The organism is Rhizobacter koreensis (assembly GCF_013366375.1).
Taxonomy (GTDB): Bacteria; Pseudomonadota; Gammaproteobacteria; order Burkholderiales; family Burkholderiaceae_C; genus Schlegelella_A; species Schlegelella_A koreensis.
The window spans coordinates 11,837-27,409 of the sequence record NZ_JABWMJ010000016.1; the positions used below are offsets into that span (position 1 = coordinate 11,837).

General features: G+C 66.7%; 13 protein-coding genes. 4 read left to right on the top strand and 9 right to left on the bottom strand.

The window, feature by feature from the left end; genetic code table 11:
* Position 1 precedes the first annotated feature (1 nt).
* The 3 genes from HQN59_RS23500 to HQN59_RS23510 all read right to left on the bottom strand — a co-directional run bounded on the left by HQN59_RS23500 (position 2) and on the right by HQN59_RS23510 (position 4,146).
* Positions 2 to 1,954: an AMP-dependent synthetase/ligase gene (locus HQN59_RS23500; RefSeq protein ID WP_176071580.1), complete on the bottom strand. Its 1,953-nt coding sequence runs from the start codon at positions 1,952 to 1,954 to the stop codon at positions 2 to 4.
* Positions 1,944 to 2,744, bottom strand: a complete 801-nt coding sequence (locus HQN59_RS23505; RefSeq protein WP_176071581.1) for an ABC transporter ATP-binding protein — start codon at positions 2,742 to 2,744, stop codon at positions 1,944 to 1,946. The genes HQN59_RS23500 and HQN59_RS23505 overlap by 11 nt, the downstream gene beginning before the upstream one ends.
* 244 nt (positions 2,745 to 2,988) lie before the next feature.
* Complete coding sequence (locus HQN59_RS23510) at positions 2,989 to 4,146, bottom strand: acyl-CoA dehydrogenase family protein (protein WP_176071582.1); 1,158 nt, start codon at positions 4,144 to 4,146, stop codon at positions 2,989 to 2,991.
* A gap of 426 nt (positions 4,147 to 4,572) precedes the next feature.
* On the opposite strand from HQN59_RS23510, the gene HQN59_RS23515 reads away from it, so the two are divergent.
* Positions 4,573 to 5,748 carry a CaiB/BaiF CoA transferase family protein gene (locus HQN59_RS23515; protein ID WP_176071583.1) on the top strand — a complete coding sequence of 392 codons (1,176 nt, stop codon included), beginning with the start codon at positions 4,573 to 4,575 and terminating at the stop codon, positions 5,746 to 5,748.
* An 85-nt stretch (positions 5,749 to 5,833) separates the two neighbouring features.
* Here the strand turns inward: HQN59_RS23515 and HQN59_RS23520 are convergent, their stop codons facing one another.
* Genes HQN59_RS23520 through HQN59_RS23545 form a run of 6 tightly spaced genes read right to left on the bottom strand, consistent with a single transcriptional unit; the run spans position 5,834 to position 11,708 of the window.
* Positions 5,834 to 7,081 (bottom strand): CaiB/BaiF CoA transferase family protein, encoded by a 1,248-nt coding sequence (locus HQN59_RS23520; RefSeq protein WP_176071584.1) that lies wholly within the window; start codon positions 7,079 to 7,081, stop codon positions 5,834 to 5,836.
* Complete coding sequence (locus tag HQN59_RS23525) at positions 7,078 to 7,968, bottom strand: SDR family oxidoreductase (protein ID WP_176071585.1); 891 nt, start codon at positions 7,966 to 7,968, stop codon at positions 7,078 to 7,080. The genes HQN59_RS23520 and HQN59_RS23525 overlap by 4 nt, the downstream gene beginning before the upstream one ends.
* Complete coding sequence (locus HQN59_RS23530; protein WP_176071586.1) at positions 7,965 to 8,840, bottom strand: SDR family oxidoreductase; 876 nt, start codon at positions 8,838 to 8,840, stop codon at positions 7,965 to 7,967. Before HQN59_RS23530 ends, HQN59_RS23525 begins: the two co-directional genes overlap by 4 nt.
* A gap of 10 nt (positions 8,841 to 8,850) precedes the next feature.
* The gene (locus HQN59_RS23535) at positions 8,851 to 10,524 is read right to left on the bottom strand and encodes an FAD-dependent oxidoreductase (protein ID WP_176071587.1); all 1,674 of its coding nucleotides are present in this window, start codon (positions 10,522 to 10,524) and stop codon (positions 8,851 to 8,853) included.
* A 47-nt stretch (positions 10,525 to 10,571) separates the two neighbouring features.
* A complete protein-coding gene (locus HQN59_RS23540) occupies positions 10,572 to 11,078 on the bottom strand; it encodes a MaoC/PaaZ C-terminal domain-containing protein (RefSeq protein ID WP_176071588.1) in 507 nt (168 codons plus the stop codon).
* A 6-nt stretch (positions 11,079 to 11,084) separates the two neighbouring features.
* The gene (locus HQN59_RS23545; protein WP_176071589.1) at positions 11,085 to 11,708 is read right to left on the bottom strand and encodes a TetR/AcrR family transcriptional regulator; all 624 of its coding nucleotides are present in this window, start codon (positions 11,706 to 11,708) and stop codon (positions 11,085 to 11,087) included.
* 249 nt (positions 11,709 to 11,957) lie between these two features.
* Between HQN59_RS23545 and HQN59_RS23550 the strand changes: the two genes are divergently transcribed.
* From HQN59_RS23550 to HQN59_RS23560, 3 genes are read left to right on the top strand one after another with little or no spacing between them, the layout of a single operon-like run.
* On the top strand, positions 11,958 to 13,124 hold the full coding sequence (locus HQN59_RS23550) for an acyl-CoA dehydrogenase family protein (RefSeq protein WP_176071590.1): 1,167 nt from the start codon (positions 11,958 to 11,960) through the stop codon (positions 13,122 to 13,124).
* The gene (locus HQN59_RS23555; protein ID WP_176071591.1) at positions 13,121 to 13,909 is read left to right on the top strand and encodes an enoyl-CoA hydratase/isomerase family protein; all 789 of its coding nucleotides are present in this window, start codon (positions 13,121 to 13,123) and stop codon (positions 13,907 to 13,909) included. Before HQN59_RS23550 ends, HQN59_RS23555 begins: the two co-directional genes overlap by 4 nt.
* A 49-nt stretch (positions 13,910 to 13,958) precedes the next feature.
* Positions 13,959 to 15,566 (top strand): carboxyl transferase domain-containing protein, encoded by a 1,608-nt coding sequence (locus HQN59_RS23560; RefSeq protein ID WP_176071592.1) that lies wholly within the window; start codon positions 13,959 to 13,961, stop codon positions 15,564 to 15,566.
* Positions 15,567 to 15,573 lie beyond the last annotated feature (7 nt).

The following is a 15,573-nucleotide window of genomic DNA, read 5'->3' on the forward strand; positions in this document are numbered from 1 at the left end:
ATCAGAGATCCTCCAGCGCGAGTTCACGCTCGATGACACCGGTCTCCCCGGTGTCGTAGGTGATCTGCGCCTTCATCCGCACCGAGCGGGTATCCGAGTACAAGGCCTGGATGACGGCGGCGTAGTGCTCGTCGATCACGTTGCGTCGCAGCTTGCGGGTGCGCGTGATCTCACCGTCGTCGGCGTCGAACTCCTTGTGCAGGTTGACGAAGCGCCTAATGCGCAGTGCTTCGGGGAGGGCTCCGTTGACGTGCCGGATCACGCCGGCCACCAGGTCGTAGACCTCGCGCTTTTGCGACAGGTCGGCATAGGAGATGTAGGGGATGCCTCGGACCTCGGCCCAATGCCCGACGGCCTCGCTGTCGATGCAGACCATCGCGCACAGGTGGTCCCGCCCGGCGCCGAGCACGGCCACGTCGCGAACGTAGGGGCTGAACTTGATGCGGTTCTCGATGTAGCCCGGGATGTATCGCTCGCCTCGGGCCGTGTGGACGACCTCTGACACACGGCCCAGCACCACCAGATGCCCGTCCGGTTCGACGTAGCCGGCGTCACCCGTGTGGAGCCAGCCGTCGACCAGCGTCTTGCGTGTCGCCTCCTCGTTCTGGAAGTAGCCGTTGAAGATGCTGCCGGAGCGCAGCAGAATTTCTCCATCGTCGGCGATGCGGCAGTCGACACCCGGCAGCGGCCGGCCCACCGTGTGCAGCCGCACCGCGTCGGCAGCCTGCACCGAATTGAAGGCGCTGCTTTCGGTCTGGCCGTAGAGTTGACGCAGGTTGATGCCCAGCGCGCGGTAGAAGAGGAAAGTGTCCTCGCCCATCGCCTCGCCGCCGGTAAGTGCCACCCGCATGCGGCTCAGGCCAAGCTGGTCCTTCACCGGGCCGAATACGATCCATTCGCCCAGCCGCAGCATGACCCGCTGTGCCGCCGACGGCGCTTTGCCCTCAAGCTTCAGGCGTTCGGCGGCGATGCCCCGGTCGATGAAATGATCGAAAATCCGCTTCTTCAGCGGCGTGGAATCCTCCATGCGCACGCGAATTGTCGTGAGCATGTTGTCCCAGCTGCGCGGCGCAGCGAGGTAAAGCGTGGGGGCGATCTCGCGCAGGTTGCGCAGCACCGTTTCCGAGCGCTCGGGGATGTTGATGGTGAAGCGCAGCGCCACGCCGGCCGCCATGGATACGGCAAAGTCGCCGATCCAGGCCATCGGCAGGTAGGCGAGGATCTTTTCGTCGAAGCCGAAGACTTGGCCCTTGGCCGCGTTGCTCACCCCTGCGAGGACGTTGCGCTGCTGCAGCACCACGCCCTTTGGCTTGCCGGTGGTGCCGGACGAGTGCACGAACACCGCCGGCCCCTCGGGCCGCGAGCGCTGGATGATGTCGTCGCGCAGGGCGGGCTGATCTCGCAGTCGTGCGGCGCCTGCGTCGCGCAGCCTTTCCCAGCCGACCAGGCCCGCGACCCGGTAGTTGTTCAAGCCACGCGGGTCGTCGTACACGACGTGTGTCAGGCCCGGGGCCGTCTCGCGCAACTCGAGCACCTTGTCGACCTGTTCCTGGTCCTCGGCGAGTGCAAACCGTGCCCTTGCCTCGCTGGCAAAGTGCAGTACCTCGGCGGGCGTGGCGTCGGGGTACACCGGCATCGCATAGCCGCCGAGTGCACCTACAGCCAGCATGCCCATGTACAGCCGAGCCCGGTTGTCGCCCAGGACCAGCAGCGAATCGCCGGGGGCGAAACCCATCTGCTCCAGGCCCGCGGCCACGGCGAGCACCTCGTCAAGCACCTCGGCCCAGGTGAACTCCTGCCAGATGCCCAGCGCCTTCTCGCGCATCGCTACGCGGGCCCCTTGAGTGCGGGCGTTGAGCGCCAGCAGCCGAGTCAGCGTCGTTTCGGGGTTCAGATCCCAGCCGCCACCGGAAGAGACCGGGGACGCCGTCAGCGCGTGGTCTTCACGCTGCATGCTGCTGGCCCTTTCCGAGGTAGGCCTCGACCACGCGCGGGTTGGCCACCACTTCGCGGGGCAATCCCGTTCCTATGACCTCGCCGTAGTTGAGCGCCATGATGCGGTCGCAGATGCCGGTCACGATGTCCATGTGGTGCTCGATCAGCAATACGGTAATGCCGCGCTCGTCGCGCGCGTCGAGCACGAAGCGCGCCATGTACTCCTTCTCCTCCTGGTTCATTCCGGCCATCGGCTCGTCGAGGATGAGGAAGCTGGGTTCGGCGACCAGCGCGCGCGCCAGCTCGACGCGCTTCTTCAAGCCGATAGGCAGCGACTCGACCGGCTCGTCGCGCACGCCCTGCAACTGAAGGAACTCGATGATCTCCTCACAGACGCGGCGGTGGGCAATCTCCTCGGGCTGGCCCAGCCACCAGTACAAGGCGGTCTTGGCCACGCTGGGCCTGAGGTGCACGTGGCGCCCGAGCATGATGTTGTCCAGCACGGACATGCCGTTGAACAGCGCCAGGTTCTGGAATGTTCGTGCGAGACGCCGCTTGGCCACGAGATAGGGCTTCATGCCGGTGATGTCGGCACCGTCGAGCAGAATGCGCCCCTTCTGCGGCGGGTAGAAGCCGGTGATGGCGTTGACCAGCGTGGTCTTGCCACTGCCGTTGGGGCCAACGAGCCCGAAGATCTCGCCGCGGTCGATGCGCAGGTCCACGCCAGTCACGGCCACCAAACCGCCGAACCGCCGTTCCAGCCCGTGGCACTCGAGCAGCGCAGTGGCCGATGCAAACGAGGCGCTCATGCGGGCACTCCGAGGTTCGAGAAACTACCTAACGTAAGGGCCATCGAGGCTTCAACTTTCTACTATGACGATACGGACAGCGGGAAACGATGAATTCCGGGCGCCACAAACCCGGCCCTACCTTGGCGAGGCTGAGTTGTACGAGCGTAATCTAACAAACGTTAGCCCAACTCGCATCAGCACTTCCCCGGGTAGCGCGCAAGGGTGTGCTGCCTCATCACGCCCCGCTGCGGCACCGCAGGCGTCAGAGCCCGAGCCCGCGGGCGATGATGTCGCGCTGCACCTCCATTGCGCCACCGCCGATCTCGAACAGCTTGGCGTCCTGGAAGTGCATCGGCAATCCAGAGTCCACCGTATAGCCGTAGCCGCCCAGCAGTTGCAGCCCTGTGTAGGCACAATGCATGTAGCACTCGGCGCCTGCCACCTTGGCGAAGGAGGCCTCGTTATGGCAGCTCCCCGTTCGATCGAGCACGCTGGCACCACGATAGACGAGCAGCCGTGCTGCCTCCACGCGCAGCTGCATGTCGACGATCTTGTGGCGCACCGACTGCAGCTTGGATAGCGGCTTGCCGAACTGCTCGCGCTGCTTCACGTAGGCGACCACCTCGTCGATGATCGCCTGCGAGGCGCCGACGCCGATTGCGCCGTGGTAGAGGCGTTCGTTGTCCAGACCACCCAGCACGCATTGCCAACCCTTGTGTTCCTCCCCGATCAGCGCGTCCGGCGGCAGGACAAGATTGCGCAGATGCATGGAGAATGTGGGCACAGGACCGAGGCCCATCGTCTCGATGCGGGTGAGCTCAATCGAGGGGTTGCGTCCCGGATCCTGAACCAGGAAGGTGGAGATGCCTTCCTGTTTGGCCACCTTTGGGTTGGTGCGCGCAGCCAGGATCAGAAATCCCGCCGACTTCGCCTGCGAACAGTACAGCTTCTCGCCATTGATGACCCAGCAGCCGTCGGGGCGCCGAACGGCCGTGGTGCGTAGCGAGGCCGCGTCGCTGCCAGAGCCGGGCTCGGTCAGGCCCAGCGCCATGAAGACTTCGCCCCGCATGACGCGAGGCAGCACGAGGTCCTTCTGCTCTGGGGACCCGAACTTGGCCACCAGGGGCGCCAGGATGACTGCGGCGCGCCCCCACGCCGTCGTGACGGCGGCCGAGGCGCGCGCGAACTGCTCCACGAAAGCCAGCATGCCCATCGGATCGGGCCTCTCGAGGCCGCTGTAGGCCTCGGGCAGCAGGAACCCGTAGTAACCCAAGGCCCCCAACTTCTCGAACAGTTCCTGCGGCGGTTCGACCTTGTCGCGCACCCACTGAAGGACCTTTCGACGCGGCATCTCCTTCTCGACGAATCGGCGCGTCGTTTCGGCGATCGCGCGCTGTTCGGGGCTGAACTCGAAATCCATCGTTCTCTCCAGTTGCTAGGCGACGGGGATGCCGAAGGGCGGGTGCGGCGGTTGTGGGACGATCCCCTTGCCGAGGGGATGGTCAGACGGCGGCGGCAGGCCCCGAACTCCTGTGCCAAGGCAGGCTCCACGGGGCGACTACGCGGCCAAAGCCCAATCGAGACTCGGGGCTCTGAGGCGACGGTTCCGGATCAGATCATCTGTGCGAACCTATCGAACGTTTGATCGTACGCTGCTATCCTAACTGAAGGTCAGGCATCCCTGCGCCAACGAGCAGCCCAGCTGCTGGTTGGCCGACCCTGGGACGCGGGCGAGGGGACGCCCGGCTCTGTGGAACGGGCCGGGCCTTCTCGCCACGGCCCGGGCGAAAGGGCTTGGCCGGCACGTTCTGTTGATCTCTCCTCACTCGCAAGCGAGCATTCATCGATGGTCAAGGGGCCTCTGGGCGGCATGAAGGTGGTGGAGTTCGCGGGCATCGGCCCCGGGCCCATGTGCGGCATGTTGCTCGCTGACCTCGGCGCCGAAGTGCTGCGCCTGGATAGGCTGGTGGCCAGCGGGCTCGGGGTTGAGCGACCACCGCATCTCGATCTGCTCAACCGGGGCAAGCGCACCGTGTCGGTGGATCTCAAGTCCGCCGAGGGCGTGGCCTTCGCGCGCCGCGTCGTGGCCGCCAGCGACGCGCTGATCGAGGGCTTCCGGCCGGGCACGATGGAGCGCCTTGGACTGGGCCCCGAGGTTTGCCTGGCCGAGCACCCGAAGCTCGTCTACGGCCGCGTCACCGGCTTCGGCCAGAAGGGGCCGCTTGCACAGGCGGCCGGGCATGACCTGAACTACATCGCCCTGTCCGGCGCGCTGCATGCCATCGGCCGCGAGGGCGTGGCACCGACGCCGCCGCTGAACCTGGTGGGCGACTTCGGCGGTGGCGGGCTGATGCTGGCCTTCGGCATGCTGGCGGCGCTTTGGCGCGTGCAGCGCGGTCGTCCGGGGCAGGTGGTCGATGCGGCGATGGTCGATGGCGCGGCGGCGCTGCTGACCTCGATGTTCGGACTTTTCGGCGCCGGCGCGCACCTTGGCGAGCGTGGCACCAACCTGCTCGACTCGGGCGCTCCGCACTACGAGGTCTACCGCTGCGCCGACGGCGAGTACGTCAGCATCGCGCCGATCGAGCGCAAGTTCCGCGTCCTGCTGCTCGAGCGCCTGGGCCTTGCACCCGACGCGATCGACTTCGACGATCCCTCGCGCTGGCGCGAGTACAAGGCCAGGTTGGCCGCCATTTTCGCCACGCGCACCCGCGCGCAGTGGTGCGTGCTGCTCGAGGGCAGCGACGCCTGCTTCGCGCCGGTGCTCTCGCCGCGGGAGGCGCATCTGCATCCGCACAACCGAGAGCGCGAGACCTTCGTCGAGATCGCCGGCGTGCGGCAACCGGCGCCGGCGCCGCGCTTCGAGGGTACGCCCGCAGCTTTGCCGCGGCCGCCTCACAGCGACGATGCCGCCGCCTTCGTGCAGCTTCGCCGCTGGGGCATCGACCAAGAGGAGATCGACGCGCTGTGCGCCAGCGGCCGGCTGCGTGCAGGCGCACCGCCCCGGTCGAAGGGGGGGTGACGTCCAACACAGAGCCGCCGTGGCGGCGATGGGGGCGAGCTCCTCGAGAGCGGCCCCACCAGCTGCCCCGAACGGGCAGCCGACTTCAGGGTTTCAGGTCGGGGTTGGCCGCAGCTTCGCATGCCGCCCCGGCCTCAAGCAGCCGCGCGATCTCTTCGGCCGAGCAGCCGGTTTCGGCCAGCACCTCGCGCGTGTTCTCTCCCAGGAGCGGGGCATGACGGCGCACCCCTGGAGGCGTACCGGACCACGACCCCGGCACGTTCATCTGCCGGATGCGACCTTCGGTCGGGTGCTCGATCCATTCGAACATCCCCACGTCGGCCAGATGGGGGTCATCCATCAGGCTGTCGGGCGTGTGCATCGGCGCCACCGGGATGTCGGCGCGGGCAAGCGCTTCCATCCACTCGGCGGTCGTGCGCGTCGCGATCACCTCGGCCACGAAGGCATACAGCGCATCGACGTTGCGCGTGCGGTCGGACATGGCCAGGAAGCGCGGATCCTCGAGCATGTCGCGACGGCCGAGCATCTCGCAGAAACTCTTCCAGTGACGGTCTATGTAGATCAGCACGCACACGTAGCCATCCTGGGTCCGCAGCGGTCGGCGGTCCTTGGACAGCAGCCGAACATAGCCGGCGTCGGCCAGCGGCGGGTCGAAGGTCTTGCCGAACATGTGGTCGGAGAGCACGAACTGCGTCATGGTCTCGAACATCGGCACTTCGATGGCCTGCCCGCGGCCGGTCTTCTCGCGCGCGTAGAGTGCGGCGATCACGCTGTAGACGGCGGTCAGGCCGGTCGTGCGGTCGCACAGGTTGGTGGGCAGGTAGCGCGGTTCGCCGGTGATGCGGCCCACCAGCGCAGGCAGCGCCACCGAGCCCTGGATCAGGTCGTCGAGCGCCGGCTTGCCGGCATAGCGGCCAGCCTCGCCGAAGCCATAGCAGCCGCAGTAGACGATGCGCGGGTTCACCTTGGCGACGTCGTCGTAGCTCAGACCTAGGCGTGCCATCGAGGCGGGCCGCAGGTTGAACAGCAGCACGTCGGCACCTTCGATCAGCCGCTGCAGTGCGGCCAGCGCTTCCGGCTTGCGGAGATCCAGCGCGATGCTGCGCTTATTGCGGTTGAGCGCCAGGTACATCGGACCCATGCCCTTGCTGCGACTCGGCCCGATGTAGCGCACCGTGTCGCCCTCGGGCGACTCGACCTTGATTACGTCGGCGCCGAAGTCAGCCAGAATCTGCGATGCGAAGGGCCCCATCACGACGCTGGTGAGATCGACGATGCGCACGCCGGTCAGCGGACCGACGGGTTGTGGCGAGGATGCGTCTTGATGCGTCATGAAGCGGACGGGCCTGGCGGCCGGAAGTAGTCGGGCATGCCGGCGGGCCAGAAGTCGCCCCACAGCACCATGCCGCCGTCGATGTTGATCGTCTCGCCGGTGATGTACTTGCCCGACGGCGCGGTCAGGTAGACCACGGCTTCGGCGACGTCTTGCACGTCGCCGGCGCGCAGCATCGGGTTGGTGCGGAACAGCCCGCCGACGTGCTCTTCCTTGTAGTTGTTGAAGCCGTTGCTCTCGATCGCGCCGGCGCCGATGCAGTTGACGCGGATGTCGTGCTCGGCCCACTCGACCGCCAGCGTCTTGGACAGCGCGATCACGCCGGCCCGCGAGGCCGCGGTGTGCGCCATGCCGGGGAGGCCGCGGTCCACCGCTGCCGCAATGGTGACGACGTTGCCGCCGCGCTTGCCGTCGTGCACCCAGCGCTTGGCGGCGGCCTGCATCATGAACCAGGTGCCGTTGAGGTTGGTGTCGATGACCGCGTTCCAGCCCTTCTCGGTGAAGTCCATCGCGTGGGCCGCGAACTGGCCGCCGGCGTTGTTGACCAGCACGTCCAATCCGCCGAAGCGCTGCCACACGGCTTCGAAGAGTGCTTCGACCTGATCCGGATCGCGGATGCTCATCGGGAAGGCGAGAACCTCACGGCCGCCGCCGAGTGTGCGCAATTGTTCGGCGCAGCGCTCGAGCGCATCGGCCTTGCGGCCGCAGATGGCCAGCGTGGCACCGAGGCGGGCGTACAGGAAGGCGATGGCCTTGCCGATGCCGCTGCCGGCGCCGGACACGAGCACCACCTTGCCCGCGAAGAGGTCGCTGCGGTAGACCGTCGGCAGCTCGGCCAGGGCCTGGTCTCCCGGCCCGAAGCGCGGCTGATCCTCGGAAGTGCTCATGGCGTCTGCCCCGCGTTGAAATAGGCCGGCTTGGGGATGGTCCACAGCTCGCCCCAGAGGATGCCGCCGCCGTCGACGTTGAGCAGTTCGCCGTTGACGAAGTCGCCGCTCGGTCCGGTGAGGTAGACCACCGCGTTGGCGATGTCCTGCACGTTGCCATGTCTCAGCATCGGGTTGCCGCGCGAGAACTTCGCCCGGGCCTCGGGCGCGTAGTGGGCGAAGCCGCTGCTTTCGATGACGCCGGGGGCCACGCAGTTGACGCGAATGCCGTAGGGCGCCCACTCTACCGCCACCGTCTTAGACAGGTAGGTGACCGCTGCACGCGCCGCGCAGCTGTGCGCCACGCCGGGAAAGCCGCGCTGGAAAGTCAGCACGATGTTGACGATGCTGCCGGGCTTGCCGGCATCGCGCCAGCGCTTGGCGGCCTCGTGCATCATGAACCAGGTGCCGTTCAGGTTGTTGTCGACCACCGCCTTCCAGCCCTTGGGACTGATGTCGAGCGCGGCCTTCGGAAACTGGCCACCGGCGTTGTTGACCTGCACGTCCACGCGGCCGAAGCGTTGGTAGGCGGCGTCGAACAGCTGCGCGACGGCCTCGCTGCGGCGGATGTCGGTGGGCTGCACCAGCACGTCGGGGCTGCCCAGGCGCCGAAGCCAGGCTTCGCATGCATCGAGCTTGGCGCGGTCGCGGCCGCAAATGACGAGTCTCGCGCCTAACCGTGCATACAGGAAGGCGATGGCCTTGCCGATGCCACTGCCGGCGCCCGACACCATCACCACCTGGCCGTCGAACAGACCGGGCTGGTAGACGAGCGGCAGCGCGGCCAGCGCGGCGTCGTCGAACCCGAACGAAACAGGCGTGTCTGCTGTCATGGTCTCGGTCTCACATGCCGGCGTAGACCGGGCCGCCGCCGCCCTCGGGAGTCACCCAGACAATGTTCTGTGTCGGGTCCTTGATGTCGCAGGTCTTGCAGTGCACGCAGTTCTGCGCATTGATCTGCAGCCGCGGCTGTTCGGCTTCGCCCTCGACGAACTCGTAAACGCCGGCCGGGCAATAGCGAGCTTCGGGTCCTGCGAAACGCGTCAGGTTGACGTCCACGGGCACTGACGCGTCCTTCAGCGTCAGGTGTGCGGGCTGGTTCTCTTCGTGATTGGTGTTGCTCAGGAACACCGAACCCAGACGGTCGAAGCTGATCACGCCGTCGGGCTTGGGGTAGGCAATCGGAGCGGCCTGATCGGCAGGCAGCAGCGCTTCGTGGTCGCGCCGGGTTGAGTGCAGGGTCCAAGGCGGACTCGCGACGCCGATCTTGGGCAGCAGCCACTGCTCCACGCCGGTCATCAACTGGCCCATGAGCTTGCCCTTCTTGAACCACAGCTTGAAGTTGCGCGACTGCTTCAGTTCGTTGTGCAGCCAGCTGGCCGTGAAGGCTTCGGGGTAGGCCGTCAGCTCGTCACGCAGGCGCCCTGCGGCGAGCGCCGGGGCCAGGGCCTCGGCACACAGCATGCCGCTCTTGATGGCGGCATGGCTGCCCTTGATGCGCGCCGCATTGAGGTAGCCGGCATCGCATCCGACCAGCGCACCGCCCGGGAACACCGTCTTGGGCAGCGCTTGCGGGGTGCCGTTGTTGATGGCCCGCGCGCCGTAGCCCAGGCGTTTGCCGCCCTCGATGTGCGCACGGACCGCCGGGTGGGTCTTCCAGCGCTGCATCTCCTCGAACGGGCTCATGTGCGGGTTGCGGTAGTCGAGCCCGATCACGAAGCCCAGCGTCACCTTGCGGTCCGACAGGTGGTAGAGGAAGCCGCCGCCGAAGGTGTCGTCGGTCATCGGCCAGCCGGCGGTGTGCACCACCCGGCCGGGCTGGGCGCGCTGCGGATCGACTTCCCACAGCTCCTTGATGCCGATCGCGAAGGTCTGCGGATCTCGGCCCTCGTCGAGGCGATAGCGGGCAATCAGCTGCTTGCCGAGATGGCCACGTGCACCCTCGGCAAAGACCGTGTACTTGCCGAGCAGTTCCATGCCGAGTTGGAACGCATCGCCGGGTTCTCCGTTCTTGCACATGCCCATGTTGCCGGTGGCGACCCCGCGCACCGCACCCTGCTCGTCGTACAGCACCGCGCCGGCGGCGAACCCGGGAAAGATCTCCACGCCCAGGCCTTCGGCCTGCTGCGCCAGCCACCGCACCACGTTGCCCAGCGAGACGACGTAGCAGCCATGGTTGTGGAAATTGCGCGGCACCAGCCAGTCGGGCGTGCGCCGGCTGCCCGTGGGCGACAGGAAGAGAACGTCGTCACCCGTCACGGGCTGCAGCAGCGGCGCGCCGCGTTCCTTCCAGTCGGGCAGCAGTTCGGTGATGGCGCGCGGGTCCATCACCGCGCCGGAGAGGATGTGGGCCCCCGGTTCCGAGCCCTTCTCGATGACCACGACCGACGCCTGCGGATTCAGTTGCTTGAGCCGGATTGCCGTGGCCAGCCCGGCGGGGCCGGCGCCGACGATCACGACGTCGTACTCCATGGCCTCGCGCGGGCCGTAGCGGTCGATGAGTTCCTGGTCGTTCACGGGTATTGCCCGCGCACGCCGACGCGTACGCGCTTTCGGTCAGTTGTTCAGTGATGGGATTGGGGGACCGGCGGCGCGCGGTCCGGTGCCATGCCGCGCCGGTAGACCAGCAGCGTGCGCCTGAAAGTGCACACAACCACTCCGTCCTGGTTGAAGCCTTCCGTGGCGACGGTCACCACGCCGAGGCTCGGCCGCGACTTCGACTCGCGCGTTTCGAGCACCGTCGAGCGTGAGTAAATCGTGTCACCCTCGAACACCGGGTTCGGCAATCGCACCTCGTCCCAGCCGAGGTTGGCGAAGACGTTGTACGAGACGTCGATAACCGATTGGCCCGTCACCAGCGCCAGCGTGAAACAGGAGTTCACCAATGGCTTGCCGAACTCGGTCTTGGCGGCGTAGTGCCCGTCGAAGTGCACCGCCGCGACGTTCTGCGTCAGCAGCGTGAACCAGATGTTGTCGTGCTGGGTGACGGTACGACCCAGCGGGTGACGGTACTCGTCGCCGACCTCGAAGTCTTCGAAGAAGCGCCCCTCCCAACCCGTCTTCACGCTCACCTTGGCCTACTCTCTCACGAAGGTGCCGTCGAACACGATCGTGGTGATCTGCTTGACGAAGTCGTCGAAAGAACCCTTCTGCGGGTTGTACCACTCGACAGTCCAGTTCAGCGCGCCGATCACGAACAAGCGCGCGACGGTGGCGCCGATGTCGCGCCGCAACTCGCCGCGCCGAGTGGCTTCGTCGAGCAGCGCATCCCAGTAGTCGGCGTACTCGCGTCGCACCTTGCGGTGGCGGTTCTTCGCCGCCGGCGGAATTTGGCCGTAGATGCGGATGTTGGCGGACGTGAAGTCGCCATGGTGCAGCAGACCCCAGAGATGCCCCTCGATCGCCGCGGCGACCTTCATGCGCGCCGTCGCGTCCTTTGGCAGCGACTCCACCCGCTGGCGAACTGCATCGGCGACGGCTTGTATGCCCTTGTCCAACACCTCGCCGAGGATCTGCTCCTTGGATTCGAAGTGGTAGTAGATGCTGCCGGCTTTGATGCCGGCAGCATCAGCCACCTCGCGCAGCGTTGTCGCCGCGTAGCCATGATGGCGGAACAACCGCGCGGCTTCGAGGAGTATCCGTTCGCGCGTGGCGGTGTCCGCCTCGGTGCGAACGCTGGCCTCACGAGTCTTGGTGGTCATGTTCGAGGGCCCGAAGGATTGGAGACGATCGCTGGATTCTACTTTCCCGAGTCCCAGTTAGCCGGTCAGTGCTGGGTAAAGCTAACTAACGTATGTTTGACATGCTATCATATCGAACCGAGTCTGCCAATGAGGCCGACAGGGATCGACGGGTTCCAGGCGTGGCGGTGTCATCGCAGCGTGGAGCGCCCGTAGCGATCCGATGGGCCATCACCGGCCAGACGGAACCAGCCTTCAGGAGTGCTACAGATGCTGCTTAACGAGGACCAGATCGCGCTGCGCGACGTTGCACGTCGCTTTGCCCGCGAGAAGCTCAAGCCCCGCTACCAGGCGCGCGAGGCCGAACCCGGATTCGATCGCGCCCTCATGAAGGAGATCGGCGCACTCGGTCTGATCGGTGTCGACCTTCCGGAGGAGTACGGCGGTCTCGGGCTGAGCGGCGTCACCTCAGGGATCATCACCGAGGAGATGGCCTACGGCGACTTCAACATCAGCTATCTGCAGCTGCTGGGGTCGCTGATGGGTGCCATCGTCCACCGCAATGCAAACCCCGAGCTGGCGCGCCACTGGAACACCCGGCTCGTCGCCGGCGAGGCCATCATCGGCCTCGGCCTGACCGAGCCGCGTGGCGGCTCAGACGCGGCCAATCTGCAGCTCAAGGCGCGGCGCGAGGGCCAGCACTTCGTGCTCTCCGGCGAAAAGACCTCGATCACCTTCTCCGACCAGTGCGATGCGATGATCCTGTTCGCCCGCACCGGCGCCGCCGACGTAGGCGCACGCGGCATCAGTGCCTTCCTGGTGCCGATGGACCTGCCCGGCATCCAGCGCACGCGCTTCAACGATCTGGGCAGCAAGATCATCGGCCGCGGCTCGGTGTTCTTCGACGAGGTGCGCGTGCCGGCCGAGAACATGATGGGCCCAGAGGGCAAGGGCTTCACGCAGGTGATGCAGGGCTTCGACTTCAGCCGCATCCTGATCGCGCTGCAGTGCCTTGGCGCGGCGCAGGCATCGATCGACGAGACCTGGGAGTACGTCAAAGAGCGCCAGGCCATGGGTGCGCCGCTGGTGCAGTACCAGGGCGTGTCGTTCCCCATCGTCGAGTTCGAGACCCTGATCGCGGCGTGTCGCCAGCTGAGCTATCACGCACTGGCGCTGCGCGATGCCGGGCAGCCGCACACCGCGGAAGCGGCGATGGTCAAATGGATGGGGCCGAAGACGGCGTTCGACGCCATCCACCAGTGCATTCTGACCTTCGGACACTACGGATGGAGCATGGACCTGCCGCACCAGCAGCGCCTGCGCGACGTGATGGGCCTGGAGATCGGCGACGGCACGGCGCAGGTGATGAAGCTCATCGTCGCGCGCGAGCGCGCTGGCCGCATGGCGGTGCAATATGCTGCGGAGAACAAGCGATGAGCACGGACAAGCCCGTGCGCATCAGCCGCGAGGGTGGCGTCGGCGTGATCGAGCTGGCGCGCCCCGACAAGTTCAATTGCCTGTCGTTGGCGGTTCACGCAGCGATCGCCGAGGCGTTGGACGAGTTCGAGGCGCCGGGCTCGGGGGTTCGTGCTGTGCTCGTTCGGGCGCAGGGCAAGCACTTCTGCACCGGTGCCGACCTGGACGAGGTCAAGCACTTGCGCAGCCGTCCAGCCGATATTGAGCACTTCATTCGTTACGGCCACGTGGTCTTGCAGCGCCTGGAAGCGAGTTCGCTGCCGGTGGTGGCCGCTTGCCAGGGCCTGGCGCTGGCAGGAGGCAGCGAGCTGATGATGGCCTGCGACGTGGTCTTCGCGTCCAGCGACTTCAGGTTCGGGGATCAGCACGCGCAGTATGGCCTGGTACCGGGCTGGGGCGGATCGCAGCGCCTGCCGCGCATCGTGGGCGTGCGGCGCGCGCTGGACCTATTCTACAGCGCGCGCTGGATCGACGCGTCGACAGCCTTCGCCTGGGGCTTGGTGAACTACGTCGTCGAACCCGACAAGCTGGCGGAGGTTTCGATGGCGTACTGCGCCCAACTCGCTTCGCGCAGCCGTATCGGTCTGGCAACCATGAAGCACCTGGCGCGGCAGGGCCTCGACCAGCCGCTGAACGAGGGGCTGGAGCTGGAGCAGGTGCGGATCTCCCGCGAACTGCTCAACGACGATGTCTCCGAGGGCCTGGCCGCCTTCGAAGCGCGCCGGCCACCTGTCTTCAAGTCGTGACAGGCGGGGCGGGGTTGCAATCGCCCGGCCGTCCATTTGTACTCTATCAATGACCATCCTCGTACCCCGAGCGTCAACCAGCGATGCCGAGTTCCAGGCCAACCGCTCGGCCTATGAGTCGCTGATCTCGACCTTGCATGAGCGCCGCCGGCAGGCGCTGGCAGGCGGCCCGGAAAAGGCACGCGAAAAGCACCTCGCGCGCAACAAGATCCTGCCGCGCGACCGCGTCGAGGTGCTGTTGGATCCTGGTTCGCCGTTTCTCGAGCTCGGGATGCTGGCGGGCGAGGGGCTCTATGAAGGCGTGCCCCCGGGTGCGAGCATCATCACCGGCATCGGTCTGATCAATGGCCGGCCGTGCATGGTGATCGCCAACGACGCCACCGTGAAGGGCGGCACCTACTACGGCATGACATGCAAGAAGCACGTGCGCGCGCAGCAGATCGCCTGGGCGCACCGGCTGCCGTGCGTGACGCTCGTCGACAGCGGTGGCGCCTTCCTGCCTGACATGTCCAACATCTTCCCCGACGTCGGGCAGTTCGGCAGCATCTTCAACAACCAGGTCCGCATGTCCGCCGAGGGCATCCAGCAGATCGCGGTGGTCCTCGGGCCCTGCACGGCGGGTGGTGCGTACATCCCGGCGCTTTGCGACGAGATCGTGATCGTCAAGGAACAGGGCTACATGTACCTCGGCGGCCCCGAGTTGACCTTTGCCGCCACCGGCGAGACGGTCGACGGCGAGTCGCTCGGTGGCGCACAGATGCATTGCAGCGTCAGCGGCGTGACCGACCACATCGCCAGCGACGACCGCCATGCGCTGGCACTCACGCGTGAGGTTTTGCGTGAACTGGGCGAGCCGCCCAGGCCGCGCTGGACCAAGCTGCCCAGCCGACCGCCGCGGCACGACCCGCGGGAGATCCATGGCCTCATCAGCCGCGACCCGAAGATCCCGACCGATACGCGCGAGATCCTGGCCCGGCTGGTCGACGACAGCCGCTTCCAGGAGTTCAAGCCGCTGTACGGCGACACGCTGCTGACGGGCTTCGCGCGCATCCACGGCCACGAGATCGGGATCCTCGCCAACCAGGGCGTGCTGTTCCCGGAAAGCGCGATGAAGGCGGCGCACTTCATCGACCTGTGCTGCCAGCGCGACATCCCGCTGTTGTTCCTGGCCGACGTGACCGGCTTCATGGTCGGCCGCGCCGCCGAGCAGGCCGGCATCGCGAAGGCAGGCGCGAAGATGATCACCGCGATGGCGTCGGCCAACGTTCCGAAGTACACGATCCTCATCGGCGCGTCCTACGGCGCAGGCTATCTGGCCATGTGCGGTCGTCCGTTCAATCCCACGGCCATGTTCGCCTGGCCCAATGCTCGCGCCGCGATCATGGGCCCCGAGCAGGCGGCCACCGTGATGGCGCTGGTGCGCCGGCAGATCAACAAGACCGAAGGGCGTGAGTGGACGCCCGAGGAGGAGGAGGCCTTCAAGCGGCCGGTGCGCAAGATCTACGAGGACTTTCAGCCGGCGGACAACTTCTCGTCCAATCTTTGGGTCGACGGCATCATCGCGCCCACCGAGACGCGCGACGTGATGGGCCTCATGCTCGACCTGGCCTCCCGGACTGCGGCCAAACCCACGCCTTTCGGCGTGTTCCGCTTCTGAGGCCCCC